Source organism: Streptomyces sp. NPDC017246 (assembly GCF_044331325.1).
Taxonomy (GTDB): Bacteria; Actinomycetota; Actinomycetes; order Streptomycetales; family Streptomycetaceae; genus Streptomyces.
The window spans coordinates 37,372-62,264 of the sequence record NZ_JBIRMW010000013.1; the positions used below are offsets into that span (position 1 = coordinate 37,372).

The window sequence follows — 24,893 nt, forward strand, 5'->3', positions numbered from 1 at the left end:
ATCGGCGACCGGCCGTCGGCGTGTCGGCGCGCGCCCGCGGGCGGCACCACGAACCATCGCGATTCGACGGTGTCGGGGCGGGCAGGCGCATCCGGCACGTTCCGATGCCCGCCGGAGAAGGAGTACGCATGCCGCACCCCTCCGATCTGTTCGCCCACCCCCGCCGGTGGCAGTGGTGGCAGCGGTGGCGGCGGGACCCCTTCATGGTCCAGACCGTGCGTTCCACGGCGGCGGCGACGCTGTCCTATGTCGTCGCCCTCAATCTCAGCGCCGAGCCCGCGCCTCTGACGGCTCCTCTGACCGCGCTGCTCGTCGTCCAGGTGACGCTCTACTCGACGTTGACGACGAGCATGCGACGGGTCACCTCCGTCGTCGTCGGCGTCCTCATCGCCATCGCTTTCAGCGCGCTCGTCGGGCTGACGTGGTGGAGCCTCGGCCTGGTCATCCTCGCGTCGCTGGTCGTGGGCCGGTTCGTCCGCGTCGGGGAGTTCATCCCCGAAGTGGCCATCAGCGCGATGCTGGTCCTCGGCGTCACCCAGGTCGCCGACCGGGCGTGGGACCGCGTCCTGGAGACGCTGATCGGCGCGGTCGTCGGTCTGCTCTTCAATGTCGTGCTCGTCCCGCCGGTCTGGGTGGACACCGCCGGCGACTCGATCGTGGACCTGTCCCGGAGGATGCGGAGACTACTGCTCGACATCGGCGAGGAGCTCGCCGATCCCCACGACCGACCGGAACCCGCCCGTACCGCTGAGGCGGCCGCCTCGGCGGCCTCGGTGGAACGGGCCGTTGCCCGTCTCCACGAGGCAAGGGTCCTCGACAACGACGTCGCCGACGTCGACGCGGCCCTGCGCCAGGCGGAGGACAGCCTCCGGATGAACCCACGCGTCAAGGAAGGGCTCCTGCACCGCATCGTGCTGCGCACCGGGCTCGACACCCTGGAGATCTGCGCCGTCGTGCTGCGCGTCCTCACCCGTACGCTGCGGGACCTCTCCAAGGAACGGCGCGGCACGGTCCTGTTCCGCGGGGAGACGGCCCAGGCCCTCCAGGAGACCGTCCGGCACCTCGGGGACGTCCTCGTGTGCTTCGCCGTCCTCGTCACCTCCCACTCGAGCAGCGGCGCCGAGCGGGCGGAGGACAACCTCGGCGACGAACTCGCGGCGGCCCGTACCGCCCGCGACCGCGCCGCCGGGCTGCTGAGGAACAAGGCCGCGGACGATCCCGGCCACTGGCAGCTGCACGGGGCACTGCTGGCCGAGATCGACCGCATCCTCGACGAACTCGACCCGGACCACCGGGGGCGCCGGCTCATGGAGGAACTGGACCGCCACACCCAGGCCCGCGAGGAACGCCGCCGCCGCGTCACCGCCCTCGCCCGCCGGTCACGTCGCACGTCGTGAGCACCGCCCGGGCGGAGCGAGGCGGTGGATGTCCGCCGGACCGCCGTGCGGCCGGAAGCGTCCGGGCCGCTCCCGGAAGAGGTAGCGGGCGTGGCCGCGTGTCGCGAGGTCCCCTCTGCCGTTGCAGCACGCGGCCGGCTCGGCCCTCCCAGCACGTTGAGCGCGGCACTCGATGCCCGATCAGGCCCGGCGGTCCACCAGCCGATCGCCGGTGGAAGGTCCGTTGTCAGTGTCGTGCACGACCATGGGGCTGTGACTGACTACGCCCTCACCCGGCTCGGGCCCCAGCGGTTCGAAGAGCTGTCCCAAGCCTTGGCCCTCAAGGTGCTCGGGCCGTCCGTGGAGATCTTCGGCGAGGGTCCCGACGGCGGGCGCGAGGCCTCCTTCGAGGGCCTGCGTCGGTATCCGACACCCGAGGATCCCTGGACGGGCTACGGGATCCTGCAGGCCAAGTTCCGCGGGCGTCCGGAGGGTGCGGGCAAGGACGCCGACTGGCTCATCAGGCAGATCGACTCGGAGCTGAAGGCGTGGGCCAGGCCGGACTCGAATCGTGTCCGCAAGGGACGCGTGCCCGAGTACCTGCTCATCGCCAGCAACGTGGCCCTCTCCTCCGTACCCGGCAGCGGGGGTATCGATCGCGTCCACCGCGCCGTGAGTGAGCGGGTTCGGGAGCTCGCACTTCCGCTCAAGGGCTGGGTCGTCTGGCACTACTCCACGATGTGCCGGCTCCTGGACGACAGCCGGGACATCCGGCATGCCAACGCCGACGCGGTGCTGCCCGGGGACGTACTGGCCTTGCTGTACGAGCACGTCAAGCAGGCGGAGACGGCCCGGTCGGCCCCCGCGCCGGAGACTGCTCCGCAGCTGCCAGGAAGGAACCTGCCCAGAAGGCTCCGGGCGTTGTTCGGGCGCGAGGCGGAGATCGCGAAAGGGCGGAGGCTGCTCGAGCGGTCCGGCGAGGAGGGGATCCGGGCGGTCGTGGTGACCGGGCCACCGGGTATCGGAAAGAGTGCTGTCGCCCTGGGCCTGGCACACCTCGTCTCCGACGCATACCCGGACGGGCAGTTCCACATCGACCTCGCGCTGTCCGCGGGCGAGGGTGAGCCCGTGGACCTGGTGGCGTCACTCCTGCACACCCTGCGTCCGGGCGGGGACCAGTTCCCCGAAGGCCGGGCACAGCAATTGGCACTGCTGAGCAGCGCACTCTCCGAGAGCCGAGTCCTCTTACTGGTCGACGACGTCACATCGGAGGACTCCCTCCTCGAAGTGCTGCGCATCGACGGTCCCTTCGCTGTCCTGTGTACGAGCCGCGCGAAGCTCAGTGGGCTCGCCGGCCTCGTCCCCGTGATCGACCTGGCTCCCTTGTCCACGCGGCACAGCGAGGAGATGGTCCGGGAGGTCGCCGGCGTCGATCGGCTCACGGACGGACAGGTCACCTCGCTGGCGGAGGCGTGCGCCGGGCATCCCCTGGCGCTGCACATCGCAGGCGCCTATCTGGCGCGCCGCCCCAAGGTCGACGTCGACCGGTTCCTCGGCGACATCACCGACCCCGACCGCGGGGTGCAGGCTCTCAAGGCCGGGCAGACCGCGCTGGTGCCCGTGCTCGAACGAAGCTTCGCGGACCTCGGCCGAGAGCAGGCGGAGCTCTTCGCGGCGCTCGGTGTCCTGCCTCATATGTCGCTGACGACGGATGTCGTCGCCGCGGTCAGTGCCCGTCCGGGCGAGCTCGACGACGAGCACATGGACCGGGTGTCGGATCTGCTGGACTCCCTGTTCGAGCTCAGTCTCATCGAGCAGATCGACGAGGACCGCTACGTCCTGCATGAGATTCTGCATCGCTTCGCACGGCTGAAGTCCGCCGCCCGCCCTGCGGAAGCCCGTGAGACCGTCGTCCGGCAGGCCTGTCTCATGCTGGCCGTCCGGGCGCGTGCCGCCACGGAGTCGATCGGCTTCACGGATCCGGAGGCGACGGTTCCCGCCCTGAGCAACGCGGACGCCCTGCACATCCTGAACGCGGACCGCCCGGGTGCTGTCGCCGTGACCGAGATGGCACGGCAGTACGGGCAGTGGGAACCATTGGTGCTCCTCGCCTCGGACATCACGGCCTTCCTGTGGCACGGGAGTCACTGGATCGATCTGGAGCGCGTCTACAGGAGTGTGGCCGAGGCCGGCGCCCGGTCGGAGAACCCCGGCTGGACCGCCACGGCCCACCACAATCTGGCCATGGTCGCCAGTCATCTGGGCGAGAGTCGACGCTCCGTCGACCTGTACCGGTCGAGTGCGGAGATGGCGCACCGGGCGGACGATCCCCACCAGATGTACCTGGCCGAGCTGGCGCTGGGGTCGCTGCTCATCAACCTCGGCCGCGGCCGGGAGGCGATCCCGATCCTCCGTGACGGTCTGCGGTTCTGGCGTGTCGTCGAAGAGCGCCAGATCCTGGCACAGGCGCTGGGGAACCTGGGCCTCGCCCACATGGCGATCGGTCGCCTGCACCGCGCCGAGGAGTACCTCCGCGCCAGCCGGAACCTGTCCCGGGACGGCAGTCCCGCCGACCTCTCGAACCGTGGCGCCATCTCCGCGCTCCTTCGGAGGACGGGGCGCATGGCACAAGCCGCCCAGGACGCCTCGCAGGACATCGCCCGGGCCCGTGCGGTGGGGAGCCGGGAATGGGAGGCCAAGGCCCTCATGGAGCTCGCGGAGACGCCCGTCGAGGAACGACCGGTGTCGGCCCCCGCGCGGCCCCTGGAGGAGGCACTGGCCATCTACCGGGACACCGGTGACGCCCAGGGGCAGGTCCGGGCGCTGTTCCGGCTCGGCGACCGGGCGGCGGACCGGGCGGACGTTCATCTGGCGGCCCGGTTCCTCGGAGAGTGCGCCGTCCTCGCGGCCCGGATCGGGGACTTCGAGCACGGAGCACGCTCATCGGTCTATCTGGCGTCGTACCACGGCGGGATCGGGAGATCGGACGAGGCGGAGACGTACTTCGCCGACGCGCTGGAGATGGCTCGCCACGTCGGCAATCCGGGCGTCCTCGCCCTCACACTGCAGAAGAGGGCCGAGTACCTCTGGCATCTCGGTCGCATCGGTGAAGCCGTCGACCATCTGACCGAGGCGGCCCGCCATCTGGAGACCACCGAGGAGCGAAAGGCACAGGCGCAGATCAAGGCGAGTCTGGGGGAGGCTCTGATCGCCGCCGGGCGTTGGCGCGAAGGAGCGAAGGAGCTGCACTCCGTCACCTCGGATCTGTCTCCTCACGCGTCACCGTCCACCAAAGCGCGTGCCGCCCGTGGGCTGGCCGTCCTGTACTCGCTGCGCGGACTTCACACGGAAGCGATGACCGCCGCGACGGAGGCCCTGGAGCGGTGCGACAAGGCCGGTGACACCTCGGGGGTCCTGCAGTGCCGTATGGCGCTGGGCAGTGTGCACGCGAGGAACGGGGAGTGGTCCGCGGCGCTCGACGAGTACGGCAGGGCTGCCGAACTCGCCCAGCGGCGCTCGGACGTTCACGTGTCCCTCACCGCCCGCAGCCAGGCCGCCGTCTGCCTGCTCAACACCGGCGAGACGGACAAGGCCATTTCCATGATCACCGAGCTGATCCCCCTGACGGCGCGATGGGGCATGGGAACGGCCGGGGCTGCGCTGCACGGCAACCTGGGAACTCATTACGCCCGCCTTCGTGCGTACGACACCGCGGCAGACGAGTTCCGCAACGCCCTGTCACTCGCCGAGCAGCTCGACAACAAACCCTTGCGGGCCACGTGCCTCCTCAACCTGGCCCGCGCCGTCGGCGCCCTCGGCGACACCGACGGCTCCCGCGCGTACGGACGCCAGTCCTTCGCGCTCCACCACGAACTCGGCAACTGGCCCGAGGCCGGTGATGCACTGCTCCACCTCGGCGCACTGCATCAGGAGACGACCGGGACACTCGACCTGCCGACCTTCGCGGAACTCCTCGGCGACGGTCGGCACGTCGACGACCGTGTCATCCAATCGCTCCACGCCCGTGTCCCCCGAGCAACGGAGGAAGCCCCCGCGGAACCCGGCGTCGACACGAGCGGGTCCACGACCGGGGGCAGGAGGATCCATGTCGCCGCCACGGTGCGGGACGCACTGGCACGGCTCGATGTCAGAGCGGTCATCCACCGGCTCGGAAACTCCCGGCAGCGCTGTGCCGCCTGCAACCTCCTCATCGACGAGACGGGTGAAGCCGAACTCCTGCTGCTTCACCACCCGGGGATGAAGCACGTCCCCCTCCGCCTGACGCACCCCCACTGCGCCCGCTCACAGGTGCTCCACCTGGACGATCCCCTGCCCACCCAGCCGGAGATGAACACCGAGATCGAGTGCATCCTCTTCGGCCAGGACCGTGCCGGCGTCATCGCCGACTGCTACGGCGGCTGGGGCCTGCCCGACGACGGCGACACCGTCGAGGACCTCATCCTTCGAAGCTTCACCGAAGGGGGCTTCACCAACCTGAGGAGCATGCTCGACCTCGAGGAAGGCCGGCCGCTGGACTTCCGGAACACTCCGGCTGTCGAGGGCGGCGGCGTCGAGGCACGCCTGGAGGGCAACAGACTCTCCATCACCGGGCCTCGTGGTCAGGAGCTGCTGTCGCCGACGCCTCTGAACTTCTACCCCCACTGGTACCGGAAGGCCCTGGACGGATCCTTGATCATCGTCTTCGGCAGGAACCTGCAGGGTTTGGCGGCCGACGACGTCTCCTACCTTCTGCGCGCCCTGATCCTGGGGCAGGCGGTCGGCGCCACCGTGCCGCTGACAGTGGTACGCCCCCGCAGGAACAGTCCCTGCCCCTGCATGATGCGGGCCGGCCGCAAGTTCAAGCACTGCTGCGGGAGCAGCAGGGCACTGCCGTGACCTCCCCCACCCTCCATGGCCCACCGCCATCCCGGCCCCGGGGATCGCGTCGCCGACGAGACGTGTGCGGTCCGCTTCGGGCCAGGCGCGGTGGGAATGGTGTCGGCTTGTCAGACCCGACCCGTACGGTAGTGGTCATGTCTTCCCGCCCATCGCCTCAGACCCCCTCCCCCTCGGCGGAGTGGGTCAACGAACGTATCCGACACCTCATGGGTCAGCCGGACAGCGACCGGCGCGCGGTGGAGTACCGGCGTCTGCTCGACCTGTGGGTGCGGGCGAACGCCGTGGAGGAATTCGTCACGGCGGCCTGAGCACGGCGTTTCCCGCCGGTCGTCGCACTCCGAGGATCCGGCCTCTCGCCGGCAATCCATCTCGGTGCCTTCGACTTTGTTCTACCGTGAGATCTCCGCAGCGACTCCAGGGGGATCACCGCATGGGCCACGACGAACTCCTCTCCGAGGTACCGATCGCCTCCGCCGCACGCGCCACACGGCGCGGCTTGGACGACCTGAACCCGAAGGGCTGACGTCCACCGTGGAACAGCTGACTGGCGAGGACCCCGCGTACATCGGCCCGTACCGTCTGATCGCCCGCCTCGGCGCGGGTGGGATGGGGCTGGTCTACCTGGGCCGCTCCGACCTGGGACGTACGGTCGCGGTCAAGGTCGTCCAGGCCGAACACGCCCAGCACACCGAGTTCCGCAGGCGGTTCTCACGCGAGGTGGCCGCGGCCCGGCGCGTGGGCGGAGCCTGGACCGCCGACGTCCTGGACGCCGACACCGAGGCCGCCGTGCCGTGGGTGGCGACCCAGTACATACCGGGGCCCGACCTGACCACCGTCGTGGCCCAGGACTTCGGGCCCCTGCCCGAGGAGTCGGTGCGCACCCTCGCCAACCGCCTCGCCCTCGCGCTGCAGGCCGTGCACGAGGCGGGCCTGATCCATCGTGACCTCAAGCCGTCCAATGTCCTGGTGACCGTGGACGGGCCCCGTGTCATCGACTTCGGCATCGCGCGGGCGATGGACAGCCTGGCCGGGGACAGTCTGCACACGCGCACCGGCATGCTGATCGGCTCACCCGGCTTCATGTCGCCGGAGCAGGTGCGTGGCCTCGAACTCACCCCTGCCTCGGACGTGTTCTGTCTGGGCGCGCTCCTTGTCTACGCCGCCACCGGACGTCTCCTCTTCGGCGCCACGGACACCGGTCTGAACGCCCACCTGTTCCGGATCGCCGAGGAGGAGGCGGACCTGACGGGCGTTCCGGATTCGCTCGTCGATCTCGTGGGCGCGTGTCTGCGGAAGGACCCTGCCGAACGCCCCACCCCTCACGAGGTGGCCTCGCGCACGGCGACCGAACAGGCGGGTGAGTGGCTGCCGGGGACGGTACTGGCCCAGCTCGGACGCCGCGCCGCACATCTGCTGGACTACGCCCCCGCCGCGCCCGCCGATGCCGTCGCCGCGCGGCCGGCCCCCCACGTCCCCTCCGCCCGGCCGACGCCCACGCCCGCCGCGTACGTCCCGACGGCCCCCGCCCACTCCGGCGCCGCCCCGGGCTTCGGGGCACCCTCGACCACACCGCCCGGACTCCGGGGCGCGCCCACGTCTCCAGCCCGCCTCCCGGACCCGGAGGTTCCTCTCCCCCGGCGCTGGTGGGGCCTTCTGGCGCTCGCGCTGGCTCAACTGGTCGTGCTGACCGATGCGACGTTCTCCAACATGGCGTTGATCCGGGGCGACGCCGAGAGGGACCTGGGGCTTACCCTGGGCGGCCTGAAGGTGACGTCCACCGTCTACCTCGACGTGACGCCCGTCGTCTTTGTCCTGGCCTTCGTCGGAGTGCTGCTGTTCGGCGCCCGCATCGCGGGCCTCATGGGACGTAAGAGGATGCTGGTGTTCGGCCTGGTGGGCTTCGCGGCGGCCGCCGCCCTCGGCGGTATGGCGGCCTCTTCCGGCATGCTGACCGCGGGGCGCGCCCTGCAGGGCGCCTTCGCCGCGCTGGTCTCGTCGTCCGCGCCGGTCCTGGTGGCCACCTCCTTCACCGACCCGAGGGAACGCCGAAAGGCTTTCGGAATCTACGTCGCGATCGCGGGCGGCGGCCCGGCGCTCGGACTGCTGGCGTCCTGGCTGCTCCTCATGAGCCTGGACTGGCGGGGGTGCCTGTTCGCGGGAATCCCCTTCGCCCTGGTCGCCGTCATCGGAGTGGCAACCCTGGTGCACGACCGCCCGGGTCGCGTCGGCGTGCCCTTCGACGGGCGTGGGGTGCTGCTCGGCGCTGCCGGGATCCTCGGAATGAGCGGTGCTGTTCCGCACTTCACGGGCGAGGTCATGCTGCTTCCGACCGCAGGCATCCTCGTCGCCGCCTTCGTGTGGTGGCAGACCAGAACGACCGACCCCCTGGCGTCACCGTCCGGCGTCAAAGCCCAGGCACACATCGGGTACTTCCTCGCGACGGCCCTGGTCAACGTCGGCACCGTCGCTCTGCTCTCGGCCTCGGGACAGCACTACCGCTAGGACTCGTCCATGAAGGGGCAGGCGCTTGTGTGCGGGGGACGGGGCGTCGGCTGTTTCGGCGCTCCGTTCCTGTCGTGTCCGGTCAGTCCCGAGCCGGCCGGAGGAAGTCGGCGCCGACGGACCGGGCCGTGTCCTCGACCGCGTCGCGGTTCTTGTCCGCAGCCGTGAACAGGACCATGCCGATGCTGCCCTTGTCGCCCCACACGCACATCGCCCGCAGCGTGCCGCCGGCCACCTCGGTGTACCGGAGGCATCGCATCCAGGAGCCGTGCGGGCCGGCCCCGGCCCGCCAGGTGTCATGGACGATGCCGAACTGCTCGGTCTCTTCGGGGAGGAGCCCGCCGTCGTACACGTACGACTCCCGCATCTCGTGGAAGTCCCCGGTCGCCACGGCCACCAGGTACTCGGCGGCGGCGTCCGGACCGGCGTCCTGGGCGACGTACACCCGGGCGCTCCACTCCTCCTTCTCGCTGTCGGGGAGGGCGCCGAAGGGGTCGAACTCCTCACGCAGATCGAAGCCTTGCAGACCCCGGAAGGTGTCATGGGAGACGATGTCGTAGCGGGGGTACGTGAGGGAGGCGGCGTACGCCGTGATGCCGATGACCAGCAGGAGCGCGAGTCCGGCTCCGGCGAACGCGTACTCACGAGGAGTCGCTCGCGGCACCGGCGGCAGCTCCGGCGCCCCGGACCCGTCGCCCCCGGCACCTGCCTCGTCACCGGGTACAGCCTCGGTGACGGTCGCGGCCATCCGCTCGGCAGCCCGCTCACGGGCGGTCCGCAGCTGCTTGCGAAGACTGAGGAACGGCAGCCCCAGCAACAGGCCCACCCCCGTCGCCACGCCGTACGGCACCGCCGGCAGGACCGTGAGGCGCAGGACCACCAGCACAGCGACGACCACGCCGACGGCGAAGCGGTATTCGAGGCCGCGGCGCAGCAGCAGGCGCGGCCAGGCCCCGCCGGCGGCGGCGAGCGCGCCGGTCGTCTCGGCGAGCACGGCGAGCCGCAGATCGTGCGGGGCCTCGGCGGCCCACTGCGCGGCCTGGGCGGCGGCGGCCTGAGGCGTGGGCGCGTCGGCGAAGGCACGGGCCGCGTCGAACGACTGCACCCGGCGCACCGAGACACTGTTCTTGGCGCTCGTGGAAACGGAGGTCCCCGAGGCCTCGGCTCGCATCAACTCCGGCGAAAGCGGGGCGAGTTCTCGCAATCGGGCCAGGAGCACGGGGCCGCGGGCGTGTCGCCCCGGCCGGTCCAGAGCGTCGGTGCGGGCGCAGAGCTCCGCGTACCCGGCAAGCAGGCCTATGTCGTCCGGGAAGGTGTCCAGGCCCTCGCGGAAGACCCGCTCGGCGGCGTCGTCGTGGTCGTCGTCGTCCTCGGCCATGTGGGCGCGGGCCAGTGCGAGGAGGATCCCGGCGTCAGGCCCGTCCGCGTCGAGCGCGCTCCGCCCCGCGGCTCGCGCGTCGGCCGGCCGGCCCGCGGCGACGAGCGCATCGACCCGCCCTCGTACGTCGTCACGCACGTTGTCCTTGTTGTCGTTCAAGAGTCCCCACCCCTGGTGTGCAGCAGGTCGAACGAACGCGACCGCGAGCGTCACTATCACCTGAACCGGAATCCTGGTCAAACAGAAATCTGCCTGTCTGGCCTGAGGTTCCGCCGCATGACAGGGCGCAATCGGACCTGCGTGTCCACCTGCGGACCGACACTTCTCTCGGGGCCGGTTCCGGTCCGGCCGCGCGTCGCCCACGGATCGGTCGCCCACGGATCGGTCGCCCACGGATCAGGGGCACAGCCGGGAAGGGCGTCGGTCGGCGGTCACCCAAGCGTCATTGGGCCGACAAATGGCGCTCGTTCTGGCGTGGTTGACGCGCGTCGACCGGGGCGTCAACCTCGGGGGGACCCTTGTCCCTGGGTCACCCTTGAACTCGTGAGGCCATGGAGGTTCGATGTCCAGACGCACCCACCGTTCGCTGCCCTTTCGCCTTCTCCTGTCGATTCTCATGATCGCGACCGCTTCGTTGACCGGGGTGGTGGTCACCGCCGGCACCGCCCAGGCCGACGGCTGCTACACCTGGTCGCGCACCCTCTCCCAAGGTGCCTCCGGCGCCGATGTCACCGCCTTGCAGATCCGGGTGGCCGGCTACCCCGGCTACGGAGGGGTGCTCGCCATCGACGGGGCCTACGGTCCCGGAACGGCGGCGGCCGTCAAGCGCTTCCAGGCCGCCTACGGATTGGCCGCCGACGGTGTGGCGGGCCCGGCGACGTTCAGCAAGATCTACGCGCTCCAGGACGACGACTGCACCCCCGTCCACTTCTCGTACGCCGAGCTGAACAACTGCAACTCCACCTGGGCCGGAGGTGCGGTGAGCGCGGCCAGGGCCAAGTCCAACGCCCTGCGCACCATGTGGAAGCTGGAGGCCCTGCGGCACGCCCTCGGTGACCAGAGCATCCGGGTCACCAGTGGCTTCCGCAGTCACACCTGCAACGACGCCGTCGGCGGCGCCGCGTCGAGCCGCCATCTGTACGGTGACGCGGCCGACCTCGGCGTCAGTCCGCATTCGCTGTGTCTGCTGGCCCAGCAGGCCCGTAACCACGGTTTCAACGGGATCCTCGGCCCGGGCTACCCCGGGCACAGCGACCACACCCACCTCGACCACCGCGACAGCCGCTACTGGTCCGCTTCCGGCTGCGGCATCTGACACCTCGGCGGCCCGCCCCCTCCCGCCGGGCGGGCCGCCGCGGGTCCCGGTCACGAGCCGTACCGGTTCCCTCTGCCGATACCGTCTCGCGGGCCTCGCTCCACGGCGCTCTCGCGCTCGCGCCGACCCGTCATCCAGCGCGCGGAACCCCTGCCCTGACCCTTCGTCCGCCGCCGTGCGGATGCCCGTACACCCGTTGTCAGTGGCTCTGGATAGTCTCCCCGCATACCGCAGCTCAGGGGCATCGGCCCCTTGGTTCGAGCTGCGCGGATTCTGACGGGACAGGCGGAGGGGTGCGGCTGATGGCATGGCTGGCAGCGGGTGAGGGATACGAGATCTCCCTCGAGGACGGGCGTGTGGTGGCACGGCGCGCCGGGGGACGGCAGTTGAAGACCCTGCCGAAGGCGTTGCGCGACCATCCCGAGGCCGATCGGCTGCGGCGGCTCGCCGAGTGGCTCGACCGGCACGCGGCCTCGTGCGTGGCCCAGGTGGACACCTGGATGGTGTCCTCGCTCCCGGTGCCCACCGAGCTCATCGCCCGGGTGTGGCCGGACGAGGCATGGCAGTCCGCCCTGCGTGACATGGCCGTGGTGGGCGACGACCCGGACGAGGTCGGCTTCCTGCGGGACGCCACCGCCGACGGTGAGCTGAAGGTGGTCGATCTCGACGGCGAGACCGTCCGGCTGTCCCCGCGCACCGTGACCCTCCCGCACCCCGTCCTCCTGCCGGACCTGGACGACGTACGGGACTTCGCCGCCGAACTCGGCATCACCCAGCGCGTGGAGCAGATCCACCGGGCCACCTGGGCCAAGCCGGCCTTCGGGCCCCCCGCGACGGCGACAGCGACAGCCACCGCCACAACCACCGCGACCGCGACCGCGACCGCGACGGAAGTACGGGACTACGCCGGCGGGAAGTTCGCCTCGCGCTTCGGTCTGGCCGCGCGGGCCACGGGGCTCGGATACCGGGTGTCCGGTGGCTACGCCACATGCAAGGTCCGCGACGCCGGCCGCGGCACGGAGGCGTCCGTGTGGATCGGCGAACCGTACTGGGACGGGGAGTCGGAGACCGGGGCGCTCGGCTGGCACGACGAGGACGGCCGCGCGGTACGGCTGAGCGAGGTCGGGCCGGTGGCCTGGTCCGAGGGAATGCGCATGGCCGCGGCTCTGTACGCCGGCCGCACGATCGAAGAGGGTGGGGACAAGTGACCAGCACGACCGCTTCCGCCAATGCGGAGCTGATCAAGGCCGGAGCGGTACTCCCGGCCGACGCCGAGGGCGCGGGCGCCTCGGCGGTCGAACTGACCGCGCGAAGCTACCGCCATCCGGTGCTCGGCGAGGAGCGGGTCGTGATCCGGCTCGCCGCCGCCGAACTCGGCCCCGCCGAGGACCTCGCCGCCGGATTCCTCGGACTCGAACCCCACGGGGAACCGGTCGTGGTGGGTCTCGGACAGCGACAGGAGCTGGGCTTCCCGGAGTGGGTCCTCGTGCACCACCCGGAGGACGGCCATCACGCGCTGGCGGTCGTGCCGGAGCTGGACCGGCTGGCACGGCAGGCGAAGACCAAGCCCAAGGCCGCCCTGGACGCCTGCCACGAACTGGCCGGGCGCCTCGGCTCGTCCGTCCCGCACTTCCTGCCCGTCTTCTACGAGCAGGCCGCGCGGGTCTTCCTCGGAGTCGAGAACACCACGTACGCGGCCCAGTTGTTCGGCCGTGCCCGCACCAGCGAGGCCCAGCACGGCCTTCCGGTCGACGAGGACCGGCTCGACGCCGTCTTCCTGGAGTTCGCCCTGGCCGGCGCGCTGCCGGTGAAGGTCCTGACCGGCTACGGCAAGGAGCTCGCCGCCCGGCTCGCCCCCGCCGAGGCCTACGAGCGCTTCCGCCGGCTGTGCGTGCGCCGGACCGCCGGCGGGCTCGCGCCGTCCGCCCAGGCGGCCGTCGAGCTGCGGCGCCTGGCCCGCGCGGCGGGTCTGTCCGGGAGCGAGGCGGAGCAGGACTACCTCGCCGAGCTCCTGCCGCTGCCCGCCACCCTGCGGGCGGCCGACGGCTGGTGGAAGTCGCACCGTGCCGCCCTCATCGCGCTGGCCCGCCGCGTACCGTCCGTGCGGGGCACGCTGCTGTCGATGACGCCGCCCGGTGACAACGGCGAGTTCAGCGAGACGTGGCTGGGGATTCTGGCGGATTCCGGGGCGGACGCCGGGCTGGCCGACGCCGGGCTGCCGGCGGAGGAGCGGTGCGCCGACGGCGCCGCCGGCTGGCTCGAACGCTTCCACACCGCGCGCCACCGGGGCTGGGGCCCGCGTCCCACCCCGCCGGCCCTGCTGGGCCTCGTGGAGCGCGCGGCCGGAACGCTGCGCAGCGACCTGGCGGCACGGCGCGAGGGCGAGGGCTTCCTGCGGATCGGCGTCGAGGACGCCAACCTGCTGGACCTGCTGCTCTCGCTGGAGATCGCGGTCGCCGACCCGACGGCGAACCGCCGCAACAGGCGCCACGACGCCCTGAACCTGTCGGACTGGGCGCGCGGGGAGCAGCCCCGGGACCTGGCCGCGCTCGCCGCCGACCCGCGCTTCCGCCCCGCCTTCCGCAACGGCGCGAACAGTTACTCCAGTGCTTCGTCGGGGACCGATGTCATGCGGCGGCTCGCCGACTCGGCCGGTGGTCGCCCGATGCTCGCGGAGTGGATGCGCGAGGTCGCCCGCGACTCGGTGGCCGCCGGGCTGCCCGGACTGCCGAGCGCGATCGCGCGCCTGTCGTGGCTGCCTTCGGAGGCACTCGCTCTCGCGCCGGAGGAGGTCGCCGCCGCCGCCGGCGCCGACCTCGGCGCGACCCTCGCACGCACCCTGCGCGGTGGCCTGTGGGAGGAGCTCCGGTGGCCGGCGTGGGAGGAGGCGCTCACGGAGCTGGCTCCGGGGCGCGACAAGGTCGACGGACTGACCGTCGTCGAGGCCTGGCCGTACCTGATCGTGGCCAGTGCCGTTCAGGTGCGGGTCATCGACGCCGACTCCACGGTGCTCACACACGATCTGCGCGTGCCGTCGGGGCACTCGTACCGGTACGGGTTCCACTACGTGGACGGCGCCCTGCTGGTGTTCTGGAGCACCTACGGCCGCGGCAGCGAGGCGCAGGCCTACTGGCACACCGCGCCCGACAAGGTGTTCACCCTGGACGGTGGAGCCGACTACTGGTCGCTCCGCTCGGAGTACCTCAGCCTGCCGCTGCCCGGAGGCGGGCGCACCACAGGCGGCGGGGTCCTGCACCACGGCGACACGAAGCTGCCCAAGGAACGTCCGCTGCTGTCCGACGGCACCTCGTACTGGGTGTGGGAAGCGGGTGAGGGGCAGGCCGACGGCGGCTGGGCCGAGTACGACCCCGCCGCGGGCGCCTACGGGCGGCGCTCCCAGCCCGGTTTCCTCGCCGACGCGCTGCGCCCGCACGGCGCCGGGGCCGAGCTGGTCGCGCGCTCGTCGTGGCTGCGGCCCGCGCCCGCGGTGGACGGCTCGGTGCTGGGCACGTCCGTGGACGGTCTGCTGGGCTGGCGCGTCGTACGGCTGCCCGGCGACGCCTGGCATGCCGAGGACACCGCGGGGCGCGTCGTCACCCTGCCGAAGGACTCGTCGATGCCGCTCGCGGCGTTGACGTTCCCCGGCGACGACCGGCCCCGGGCGCTGACCCACGCGTGGCGGGAGCTGTCGCTCACCGACCCGGACGGCGTCGTCACGACGACGGCCGACGGCGACCGGAACGAGCTGTACGGCACCGCGAGTACGACCCTGCCGCCGTCGTCCTATCTTTACGCCCTGCGCGCGCGGGACCCGGAGGGTTCGGCCGTGCTGCGCGCCGCCGACGCGGAGTCGGCCGGTGCCCTGCTGAAGGCGGCCGTCCTCGCGGAGCGGGCGGCGGATCTTCCCGAGCTGGTGAGCACCCTGCTGCCGGGGATCTCTTCGCCGGAACTGATCGCGGGAGTGGTACGGGTGCTGCGCTTCGCCGTACGGCAGCAGGAGTCCCTCGACGCCGTCGCCGCACGGCTCGACCCGGCTGCCGAACCCGCCGAGGAACGCGCCCAGGGACCGGCCGACCGTCTGCTCGCCACTGCGCTGAACGGGATCGCCGGCTCCGGGTACTACCGGTCGGGCGCCGACGAGGACGTGGCCCATCGCTTCCTGGACGGGCTGGCGACCGTACGGGCCGACGCCGGCGGGGAGTCGCTGCCGGGCCGGGTGCACTTCGATCTGCCGTCGCTGCCGTACTCGGGGCTCCCCTTCACCTCGCTCCTGGACGAGCCCGCCGCGGTCGCCTACCGAGCCGTCGCGCCCGGCAGCACGGCCGACCACCGGGCGGCGCTCCTCGGCGTACTCGGCCAGGTCGACGCGCTGGGGCTGGCCTCGACGGCCGGTTCGGCCGGCCACTGGCGCCGGGTCCTGGTCCACCTCGGCGCGTCGCATCTGCGCACCCCGGACGGCCTGGAGCACAGTTCCTGGCACCGCTCCGTCCTGCCGCTGGGCGGCGGTGCGGCGCTCGGCATCACCGAGCACAACGAGAACGTCCCCGACGGGCGGGAGTTCGGGGCGCTGCTCCACGACCCGAGCGGCCGCTTCGAGGTGCCCGGCCCCTACACGGTGCGCGGTGACGCTCCGGTGGGCGACCGGACACGCGGCGCCGACTGGCTGACCTCCTTCCTGCGGGAGGCGAACTCCCGTGGGGAGGTCCCCTTCCTGCCGGAGGCGGCCGAGGAGTTCAGCCGGCTCACCGGGGTCTCCGGGGCGCTCGCCCGGCTCGTCCTCGTGGGCATGCCCGAGATCGACAGCTGGGAGAACAACTTCCTGCCCTCGGAGCTGCGCAAGACCCTCGGTCTGAAGGTGGCCGAGGCGGGGCACGCCCGCCAGGAGCTGCGGGCACTCTCCATCGAGGTGCGGAGGGCCGTGATCGCGGCGCTCCTGCCCGAGGACCCGGCGCGGTTGTGGAGCGAGGGTCCCGATGCGGCATCGGCCGCGGCCGTGTGGAACGCGCGGGTGGGCCGGCGCGCGCAGGTGCCCGACTGGCTGACCGCGGAGGCCGCGCGCGCCGCGCGCAGCGGCTGGGCCGTTCACCGGGCCCTCCCGGCGCTCCTCGACCCGGCGTCGTCCCCGGAGCTCGGCGTCGACGTGCCATGGCACATCGAGGGCGACCGGCCGTCGACCGTGACCCCGACCGATACCCCGTTCGACGTGTCGGTGCTGGCGGGCACGATGAGCCTGACGGCCTGGCTGGCCCACCGGCTGCCCGCCGGCGATCCCGTGCGGGCGACGCTGCCCAGTGCGCTCACCGCCGTACGCCAACGGCTGGCCGCGCCCGAGCTGCTGCTGTCCGTGGGCCACTTCACGAGCCTGGCGGACTTCCGCAAGGTGGCGGGCGCCCCGACCGAGACGGTACCGGGGCACGAGCGGTACGGCGCCGTCCTCATGGCGACGCACGACGGCCAGCCCCAGCCGGCGCTGCGGCCCGCCCTGCTGGACTCCACCGGGTCCGACCCGTACCTGGTGGCGCTGCGCGGCCCGGACCAGCATCCGACCGCGGTCGAGGCGGCGCTGCGCCGTGCGCACGATCCGGTGTTCGCGCGGCTGCTGGCCGACCCGGGCGCGCCGGTGGCGGGCGAGACGGACCAGGAGGGCACCTGGTGGCCGCAGGATCCGTCCCGCTCGGTGCCCGCGCTGGTGGCGGAGGTCGCCGGGACCCATGGTCTGGGTGCCGACGCGGCGACGCTCTACCTGATGCTGCTGGCCATGCCCGACCCGACCGACCGCAACACCGCGCGGTGGACCGGGTGGAAGCCGGCCCGGCTCAAGGCGGCCCGCGCGGAACTGGCGGCCGGCGACCTGGTGGTGACGGCCGTACGGGCCCGGGCCGGGCGCTCGCTCTTCCTGCCCGGCGCCTGGGCCGAGCAGTCGGCCCCGGTTCTGCCGGTCGAGCAGTGGAAGCTGCCGATGTACGGGCCGATGGCGGGCACGCGTCCGGTCCTGGGCACGCTGGTGCCGACCGAGCCCGCGGCGGAGCTCTTCGCCCGTGCTTGGCAGCGGATCCTCGACGGTGACGTCCCGCGCTTCGAGGAACTGAAGGTGCGGCGCACCAGGCGCCGCCGCTGAGCGGAGGCCGGGGTTCACCGGTCGTCCCCTCAGCCGTCGGCCGTCCTGGCCGTCGTGGCTGCCGTCGCGGTCGGCCCGGTCGACATGGTCGGCCCGATCGACATGGTCGGCCCGGTCGACCTGGTCGACCTGGTCCGCCTGGTCGCCCGGGCAGTCGCCTGCCGGCCCCGCCGTTTCCCGTACGGCGCGGCGCATCCCCTCACGGATGCGCCGCGCCGCCCACCCCTACACCTGCCTCTCATCCGTACCGCCCCGAAGGAATCCCCGTATGACCGTCACCGAACAGGCCGCCCCCGCCCGGCAGGTCCAGCCCGCCGAGGAGCGGCACGCCGCCGAGCTCGCCTTCCTCGCCGCCCAGGACCCCGGCCCGCGTCCGCCCGGCTGGGCGCTGACCCCGCGCGCGGTCGTCACGTTCGTCTGCGGCAGCGACGGCGTGGAGCTGGCCCTGCCCAAGCGCCGCGCCGGGCTGCCGTCGAAGCTGGAGATCGCCCCGAAGTTCGTCGGTGAGCGCGCCCTGGTCGAACGCTGTGTGGTCACCCTCGCCGGAGAGCGCGGGCTGCTGCTCACCGGTGAGCCCGGTACCGCCAAGTCGATGCTGTCGGAGCTGCTCGCGGCCGCCGTCAGCGGTACCAGCGCCCTGACCGTGCAGGGCACGGCGGGCACGACCGAGGACGCGTTCCGCTACGGCTGGAACTACGCGCTGCTCCTCGCCCAGGGCCCCACCCCGGGGGCCCTCGTCGACTCCCCCGTGCTCTCCGCCATGCGCACCGGGCGCGTGGTGCGGGTCGAGGAGATCACCCGCTGTCTCCCGGAGGTGCAGGACGCCCTGGTCTCGATCCTGTCCGACCGCCGGATCACCGTGCCGGAACTGACCGCCACCGAGGACGCGGTGGTGGGCGCGGCCCCCGGCTTCACCGTGATCGCCACCGCCAACCTCCGGGACCGCGGAGTCTCCGAGATGTCCGCAGCGCTGAAGCGCCGGTTCAACTTCGAGACGGTGGGCCCGATCGCCGACGCCGACGCCGAGGCCGTCCTGATCCGCCGCCAGGCCGTCGCGGTGGTGCAGCGGGCGGGTGCCTCCTTCGCGGTCGACGACGCCGTCCTCGACGCGCTCGTCACGGTCTTCCGGGACCTGCGCTCCGGGCGCTCCACCGAGGGCTGGGACGTGGAACGGCCGGGCACGGTCATGTCCACCGCCGAGGCCGTGCAGGTCGCGGCGTCGCTGGGGGTCGCGGCCGCGTACCTGCCGGGTGGCGACGTGCTGGACCTGCTGCCGGGCCATCTCCTCGGCGTCGTCCGCAAGGACGACCCGGCCGACCACGCCCGACTGCTCGGCTACTGGGACGGCCCGGTCCGCCGCCGGGCCGAGAGCGGCTCCGCGATGTGGCGTCGGCTCTGGGACCTGCGCGGGAGCCTCCGGTGACGACCGTCGAACCACTCGACCCCAGGGCGGCCGTGGACGCGCTGGCCGCGTCGCGCGCACCGTACCTCCTGGGGGTGCGCCACCACAGTCCGGCGTTGGCCGCCGTGGTGCCGGCCCTCCTGGAGGAGGCGGGCGCCGAGGTGGTCTGCGTGGAGCTTCCCGCCGACTTCCAGCCGTGGCTGGAACACCTTGGGGACCCCGAGACCGTCGCCCCGGTCGCGTTGGCCGGGGCGGGCGTGGACGGCCGGCTGTCGTTCTACCCCTTCGCGGACTTCTCGCCGGAACTCGCGGCGGTGCGATGGGCGCGGGCGCGTGGAGTGGAGGTCGTCTGCTGCGACCTGCCGCTGTGCGACTCCGGTTGGTCGCTGCCCGACACGGGTCCTGCCGGAGTCGTCCTCCCGGACACGGGACCCACCGACACGGACCCCGCAGACGCGGGCCCCGCGGGACCCGGCTCCCACACCGAGGAGAGTCAGGGTCGGACCGGTCCGGACCTCGACGACGAGGCGAGGGGCCGGCAGGGTTCCTTCGCCCGGGCACTCTCCGCCGCCGGGACCGGCCGGGACCGTGAGGACATGTGGGACCGCGCCGTGGAGGTGCTCGCTCCCGGATGCTCCCCCGACGCGGTGCGCAGGGCGGCCCTGGGTGTGGGCTGGGCCCTGCGTTCCGACGCCGCCGTGCCCGCCACCGACCTGGCCCGCGAGGCCCGGATGCGGGACGTGGTCGCGGCGGCTTCGGCCGGCGGACGCCGGGTCGCCGCCGTGATCGGCGCCTTTCACGCACCCGGCCTGCTCACCTCCACGGGGACGGATATCGGATCGGGCACGGCTGCCGGGTCGAGTACGGGTCAGGGCTCGGGCGCAGGTACCGGCTCGGGTACAGGTGCAGGTACCGGCCCGGGCGCGGGCGTGCCCACGCCCGCGGGGTCGGGTACGGGCCCGGGCAGCGGCCCCGGCACGGGCGCGGCCGACGCCGTGACCTCCCTCGTCCCCTACTCCTTCGACCTGCTCGACTCCCGGTCCGGCTATCCGGCCGGAATCCGCGACCCGCTCTGGCAGCAGGCCGTCCTCACCGCGGCCGGCGACGCCGACCGGATCCGGGAGGCTGCCGCCGCCTCGGTGACCGGTGTGTGCCGGGAGATGCGGAGCGCGGGACACACCGCCGGTACCGGCGAGGCCGCCGAGACACTGCGGCTGGCCTGTGACCTCGCCACCTTGCGCGGACTGCCCGCGCCCGGGCGCGGTGAACTCCTCGAAGCGGTCACCACCGTCCTCGGGCAGGGCGAACCCCTGGGCCGTGGCCGCGCGCTGGCCCGCGCACTGGAAGCCGTGTTCGTCGGCACCGCGCGCGGCCGGATCAGCCCGCGCGCGCCCCGTTCCGGTCTGGGCCCCTCCGTCGAGGACGAGCTCACCCGGCTGCGGCTGCCCGGCGAGGGCGACCCCGAGCCCCGGGAGACGCGTCTGGATCCGCTCCGTTCCCCGCTCGACGGCCGCCGCGAGGTCCTGCTCAACCGTCTGCTGGTCATCGGCGCGTCCTACGGCGAGCCCGTCGCGGTCTCCGCCACCGGCGACGGTACGGCGCTCGGCACCAAGTGGCGCCTCAAGTGGACGCCTTCCGTGTCCGCGCGGCTCGACCTCGCCGGGGTCCGCGGGGTCACCGCGGCCCAGGCCGCCGCCGGCACCCTGGGCGAGACGGCCCGGCGTGAGGCGGCCGAGGGCGGTCCCACCCCGGCGCAGATCCTGGCCGGGCTCACCGCCGCCGTCCGCTGCGACCTGCCCGAGCTGGTCGACGCACGGCTCCAGGAGGCCGGCGCGGTACTGCCCGGCACCGCCGAGCTCCCCGAACTCCTCGAAGCGCTGGATCTCCTGGAGGGCGTGCGGCGTGGCCATCACCCGGGCACCACGCAGGACGCCCGCGCGATGGCCGACGCGCTCTCGGGCGAACTCCTGGAGGCCGCCGTCCGCTCGCTGCCGGGTCTGGCGGGGAGCGACAGTGCCACGGACGCGAGAGCGCTGGTGGCACTGGCGGACCGGACGGCCGCCCGGCACCTGGGCCTCCGGCTGGATCAGGCACTTGCCGAACTCGCCTCCGAGGCCTCGCCCTTGATGCAGGGTGCGGCCCTCGCCGTACAGGTGATGCTCGACGTCGACCCTGCCGTCGGGCTCGGCGAGCGGGTGGCCGGCTGGATCGACGGAGCGACCGCTCCCCCTGCGCGACGGGCGCTGACGAAGCGCCTCGCGGGGCTGCTCACCGCCGCCGGTCCGCTGCTCCAGGCGTCCCCGGAGGCGCTCACCCCTCTCCTCGAGCGGATCGAATCCCTGGCCGACCAGGAGTTCCTCGACCGGCTGCCCGCCCTGCGGGGCGGTTTCGACGTGCTGGCACCCGCCGCCCGCGACCGGCTGCTCGCCACGGTGACCGAGCGGCTCGGCGACCGGCTCGACCTCTCGCTCGACGCGCCGCCCGAGCTGCTCGCCCTGTGGGCGGCGGCCGACGCGGCCGGGCTCGCCGCGCTGAAGACCCTGGCGCTGCCGGGCCCGGACGCGTCCCGAGAGGCGCGGCCCGTGTCCGGGTCTCCCGGCATCGGAGCCGCCAGAACCGAGCCCGCCCGTACCGAGGCAACCGGCACCGACGCCGTCGAGGCAGACGCCGTCGCGACCGACGCGGACATCGCCCCGACCGATCGGGGCGTCGGTGAGCCGAGCGGCACCGTGCCGACGGACGCGTTCTCGTCCGGGTCGTCCGACCTGCGGATCGGCCACGCCGACCGGTGGCGGCTTCTCCTCGGCCGCCACAAGGAGCGGCTCAGCGCCGACGCCCGCCGCTACGCCCACGCCCTGGACGAGCTGTACGGCGGAGGTCGCGGCGAGGGAGCCGACGCCCTCGACGGCGGATCCGGTGGGGGCGGAGGGCAGGATCCCTCCTTCCCCACCGCCCGGGAGTGGTCGCAGGAGCTGGAGTCCCTCTTCGGCGCGGACGTGCGCGAGGAGGTCCTCGCCGAGGCGGCGGACGCGGGGCGCTCCGACGTACTCGCTCAGCTGGACCCGGCGGCGGTTCGTCCGTCGGTCGAGCTCCTGAGTTCGGTGCTGTCCCTGGCCGGGGGTATGCCCGAGGCGCAGCTCGCGCGGCTCCGGCCGCTGGTGAAGCGGCTCGTCGACGAGCTGGCCCGGGAGCTGGCGACCCGCCTGCGGCCGGCCCTCTCCGGACTGGCCACCCCGCGCCCCACCCGGCGTCCCGGCGGTCGCCTCGACCTCGCCCGTACCCTGCGCGCCAACCTCGCCCACACGCGGCGCACGGACGACGGCCGGGTCGTGGTCGTACCGGAGCGTCCGGTGTTCAGCACTCGGGCGAGCAGGGAGTCGGACTGGCGGCTGATCCTGGTGGTCGACGTCTCCGGCTCGATGGAGGCCTCGGTGATCTGGTCGGCGCTCACCGCGGCGGTCCTGGGCGGCGTGCCGACCCTGTCCACGCACTTCCTCGCCTTCTCCACCCAGGTGGTGGACCTGACCGACCGGGTGGAGGACCCCCTGTCGCTGCTCCTGGAAGTGCGGGTCGGCGGCGGTACGCACATCGCGGCGGGCCTCGCGCACGCCCGGTCCCTGATCACCGTGCCGAGCCGCACCCTCGTCGTCGTGGTCAGCGACTTCGAGGAGGGCGCACCGCTCGGCGGGCTGCTGGGAGAGGTGCGTGCCCTCGCCTCCTCCGGCGCGCATCTGCTGGGCTGTGCGGCGCTCGACGATGCCGGCACACCTCGCTACTCGGTGCCGGTGGCGCGGCAACTCGTCGCCGCCGGTATGCCGGTGGCCGCTCTCAGTCCGCTCGCCCTCGCCCGCTGGGTGGGCGACCGCCTCCGTGGAGAACCCCGTTGAGCACCGAAGTCCTGCCTCCCGTCGCCCCCGATGTCCTCGCCGAGGCCGTGGAGCAGCTCAGCGCACGGCTGCGCAAGAAGCTCGACGCGGCCATCGCGGAGTTCGGCGCACTTGCCGAGCCGGCCGCCGACGGGTCGGTGTCCGTGCGCTTCGGCGAGGACGCGGTGGTCACCCTGCGCCCCGACGCCTCGGGGGTGGTGGCCGGCGCCGGCCAGGCGGCCTGTACGTGTCTGCTGGCCCCGCGCTGTCTCCACCGGGCCGCGGTGCTGGGCGCCTCACCGATCGCGGACGCTGGGATGCCCGACGAAACGTCGCCCGAAGCGGGTTCCGCACCGCTGTCCGTACCTCTCTCCGTCTCTTCCGGATCGGAGGACGGCGGCCCGAAGGGCACCGCAGCCGCACCGGCCGCGGGGCCCGGGGAGGCGCACGACACGGCCGGCATCGGCGTCGAAGTCTCCGAAGGCCCCGCGCCCGCGCTCACCGCCGCTCAGGTCCGGGCCGCGACCGCGCTGTGGGAGGCGGCCGCCGAGGCCCTGTCCGCGGGTGTCACGGCAGGCGGGGCGGTGGTCCAGGCCGAGTTGCTGCGCGCCGCGCATACCGCGCGGCTGGCCGGGCTGCCCCGCGCCGAGGCTGCCGCGCTGCGCGTCGTACGGGGTCTCCGTGCCGCGCGGGAGCGAAGCCAGGGGCAGCGCCTCGGCGATCTCACCGGCGCCTTCCGTGACCTGCTCGGCAGTGCCGCCCTGCTCGCCTCCGGATCGTCCGGTCCGGGCTCGGCCGGCACCACACGCCGGGCGTACGAACAGGGCGGCAGCCTGCGGGTGTACGGCCTGTGCCGGGAGCCGGTGCTGTCTGCCACGGGTTACGGGGGTGTGGCCACGCACCTGCTGGGGCCCGACGGCTCCTTCTACACCGTGTCCGACGTACGACCCGGCGGACTGGCCCGAGCCAAGGGTGCGGGGACCGCGTCCGTGGCGCTCGGCGGGGCCGTCCTCGACCACGCCGGGCTGGCGCGCGGGGGTCTGCGGATCGTCGGCGCCACCGTCTCCTCCGAAGGACGGCTGGGAGCGGGCAAGGGCGTGAGCGCCACCCCGCTGCGCGGCGTGGACTGGTCCGACGAGCCTGCGGCCGCGCTGTTCGCCAGACCGGTGCACGAGGCGATGGCCGCGGTGCTCGACGGCGGCCCTCAGGAAACCGGCGGGACGGAGGCGCCGCTGCTGGGCTGCGACGTGGAGGTGATCGGCGCGGCCGGGGAGTGCCTCGTGGTCCGTGTCGCCGGGGACGGACCGGTGCTGCGGCTGCGCCCCGCCCATCCGCATCCGGAGCTGCCTCACGCCGCCAGCCTCGGCAGGATCGCACGGTACCCGGGACTCATGCTGCGGGTCCTGGGCCGTCCTGATCTGGAGCGGGCGGCGACCCTCCGGCCGCTCGCGGTCGGCGCGGTGCCGGGGGCGTCCGACACGCTGCGGCTGCCGGAGGAGTGGCTGGGGCGGGCAGACCTGGGGTACGACCGTCTCCAGGGCAGCCACTTCCCGACCGGGCCGGCGCGCACCGCCCCGGGTGAGCCGGTGGGCGACGAAGCAGGTCGGCCGGTGGGCGCCGGACCGGCTGGGCCGGTGGGTGCCGGACCCGATCCGCTGGCGGACGCGCCGCTGTGGCGGGTGCGGCGGCTTCTGGAGACGGGGGTCGCGGGTGGGCGACGTGCCGTGGCCGAGTCGGGCCGCGGGACGGACACGGCCGCCCTCGTCGCGCCACTGCGCCGCGCGGGGCTCGGCGGAGCCGCGCAGCTGGCGGAGGCGCTGACCGCGGAGGCGGACCGCCGCCCCCGCGACGCCTTCGGCCGCCTCACGGACGCCTCGGCCGACGGCTACGCCCGCGCGTGGCTGGCCTCGGCGGTCCATCTCGCGGCCGCGGAAAGGTCGTTGGTGGTGGCCTCCTGGTCCTGATGCGAAGTGGACGGGGCCTGCCTGCGCGCACGCAGGCCGGCATCTGCTGACCCGGCGGGCCCCGGACCGGTGC

At 73.3% G+C, this 24,893-nt stretch carries 11 protein-coding genes; 10 read left to right on the forward strand and 1 reads right to left on the reverse strand.

Features of this window, described 5'->3' with window-relative positions; translation table 11 throughout:
- The first annotated feature begins 128 nt into the window (after nucleotides 1-128).
- From ACH4MY_RS27155 to ACH4MY_RS27170, 4 genes are all read left to right on the forward strand, one after another.
- Entirely contained in the window at nucleotides 129-1,397 is a 1,269-nt protein-coding gene (locus tag ACH4MY_RS27155; RefSeq protein WP_398006349.1) for an aromatic acid exporter family protein, read from the forward strand.
- 252 nt (nucleotides 1,398-1,649) lie between these two features.
- The gene (locus ACH4MY_RS27160; protein WP_398006351.1) at nucleotides 1,650-6,272 is read left to right on the forward strand and encodes a tetratricopeptide repeat protein; all 4,623 of its coding nucleotides are present in this window, start codon (nucleotides 1,650-1,652) and stop codon (nucleotides 6,270-6,272) included.
- 137 nt (nucleotides 6,273-6,409) lie between these two features.
- Nucleotides 6,410-6,583, forward strand: a complete 174-nt coding sequence (locus ACH4MY_RS27165) for a hypothetical protein (RefSeq protein WP_398006352.1) — start codon at nucleotides 6,410-6,412, stop codon at nucleotides 6,581-6,583.
- Nucleotides 6,584-6,806: 223 nt separating this feature from the next.
- Nucleotides 6,807-8,777 carry an MFS transporter gene (locus ACH4MY_RS27170; RefSeq protein ID WP_398006353.1) on the forward strand — a complete coding sequence of 657 codons (1,971 nt, stop codon included), beginning with the start codon at nucleotides 6,807-6,809 and terminating at the stop codon, nucleotides 8,775-8,777.
- Nucleotides 8,778-8,859: 82 nt separating this feature from the next.
- Here the strand turns inward: ACH4MY_RS27170 and ACH4MY_RS27175 are convergent, their stop codons facing one another.
- A complete protein-coding gene (locus ACH4MY_RS27175; RefSeq protein ID WP_398006354.1) occupies nucleotides 8,860-10,314 on the reverse strand; it encodes a hypothetical protein in 1,455 nt (484 codons plus the stop codon).
- A 403-nt stretch (nucleotides 10,315-10,717) separates the two neighbouring features.
- On the opposite strand from ACH4MY_RS27175, the gene ACH4MY_RS27180 reads away from it, so the two are divergent.
- The 6 genes from ACH4MY_RS27180 (at nucleotide 10,718) to ACH4MY_RS27205 (ending at nucleotide 24,820) form a co-directional block, all read left to right on the forward strand.
- Nucleotides 10,718-11,470, forward strand: coding sequence for a D-Ala-D-Ala carboxypeptidase family metallohydrolase (locus ACH4MY_RS27180; protein ID WP_398006355.1), 753 nt, complete (start codon nucleotides 10,718-10,720; stop codon nucleotides 11,468-11,470).
- 302 nt (nucleotides 11,471-11,772) lie between these two features.
- Nucleotides 11,773-12,678: a DUF4132 domain-containing protein gene (locus tag ACH4MY_RS27185; RefSeq protein ID WP_398006356.1), complete on the forward strand. Its 906-nt coding sequence runs from the start codon at nucleotides 11,773-11,775 to the stop codon at nucleotides 12,676-12,678.
- The gene (locus tag ACH4MY_RS27190; RefSeq protein WP_398006357.1) at nucleotides 12,675-17,588 is read left to right on the forward strand and encodes a DNA-binding protein; all 4,914 of its coding nucleotides are present in this window, start codon (nucleotides 12,675-12,677) and stop codon (nucleotides 17,586-17,588) included. The genes ACH4MY_RS27185 and ACH4MY_RS27190 overlap by 4 nt, the downstream gene beginning before the upstream one ends.
- A gap of 268 nt (nucleotides 17,589-17,856) precedes the next feature.
- Nucleotides 17,857-19,011, forward strand: a complete 1,155-nt coding sequence (locus tag ACH4MY_RS27195) for an AAA family ATPase (protein ID WP_398006358.1) — start codon at nucleotides 17,857-17,859, stop codon at nucleotides 19,009-19,011.
- Nucleotides 19,008-22,877, forward strand: coding sequence for a DUF5682 family protein (locus tag ACH4MY_RS27200; RefSeq protein ID WP_398006359.1), 3,870 nt, complete (start codon nucleotides 19,008-19,010; stop codon nucleotides 22,875-22,877). The genes ACH4MY_RS27195 and ACH4MY_RS27200 overlap by 4 nt, the downstream gene beginning before the upstream one ends.
- Entirely contained in the window at nucleotides 22,874-24,820 is a 1,947-nt protein-coding gene (locus ACH4MY_RS27205) for a hypothetical protein (protein WP_398006360.1), read from the forward strand. Before ACH4MY_RS27200 ends, ACH4MY_RS27205 begins: the two co-directional genes overlap by 4 nt.
- Nucleotides 24,821-24,893 lie beyond the last annotated feature (73 nt).

Coding starts and splice junctions, on each gene's coding strand:
- ACH4MY_RS27155 (WP_398006349.1), top strand. CDS start 129: ATGCCGCACCCCTCCGATCTGTTCGCCCACCCCCGCCGGTGGCAGTGG.
- ACH4MY_RS27180 (WP_398006355.1), top strand. CDS start 10,718: ATGTCCAGACGCACCCACCGTTCGCTGCCCTTTCGCCTTCTCCTGTCG.
- ACH4MY_RS27165 (WP_398006352.1), top strand. CDS start 6,410: ATGTCTTCCCGCCCATCGCCTCAGACCCCCTCCCCCTCGGCGGAGTGG.
- ACH4MY_RS27195 (WP_398006358.1), top strand. CDS start 17,857: ATGACCGTCACCGAACAGGCCGCCCCCGCCCGGCAGGTCCAGCCCGCC.
- ACH4MY_RS27185 (WP_398006356.1), top strand. CDS start 11,773: ATGGCATGGCTGGCAGCGGGTGAGGGATACGAGATCTCCCTCGAGGAC.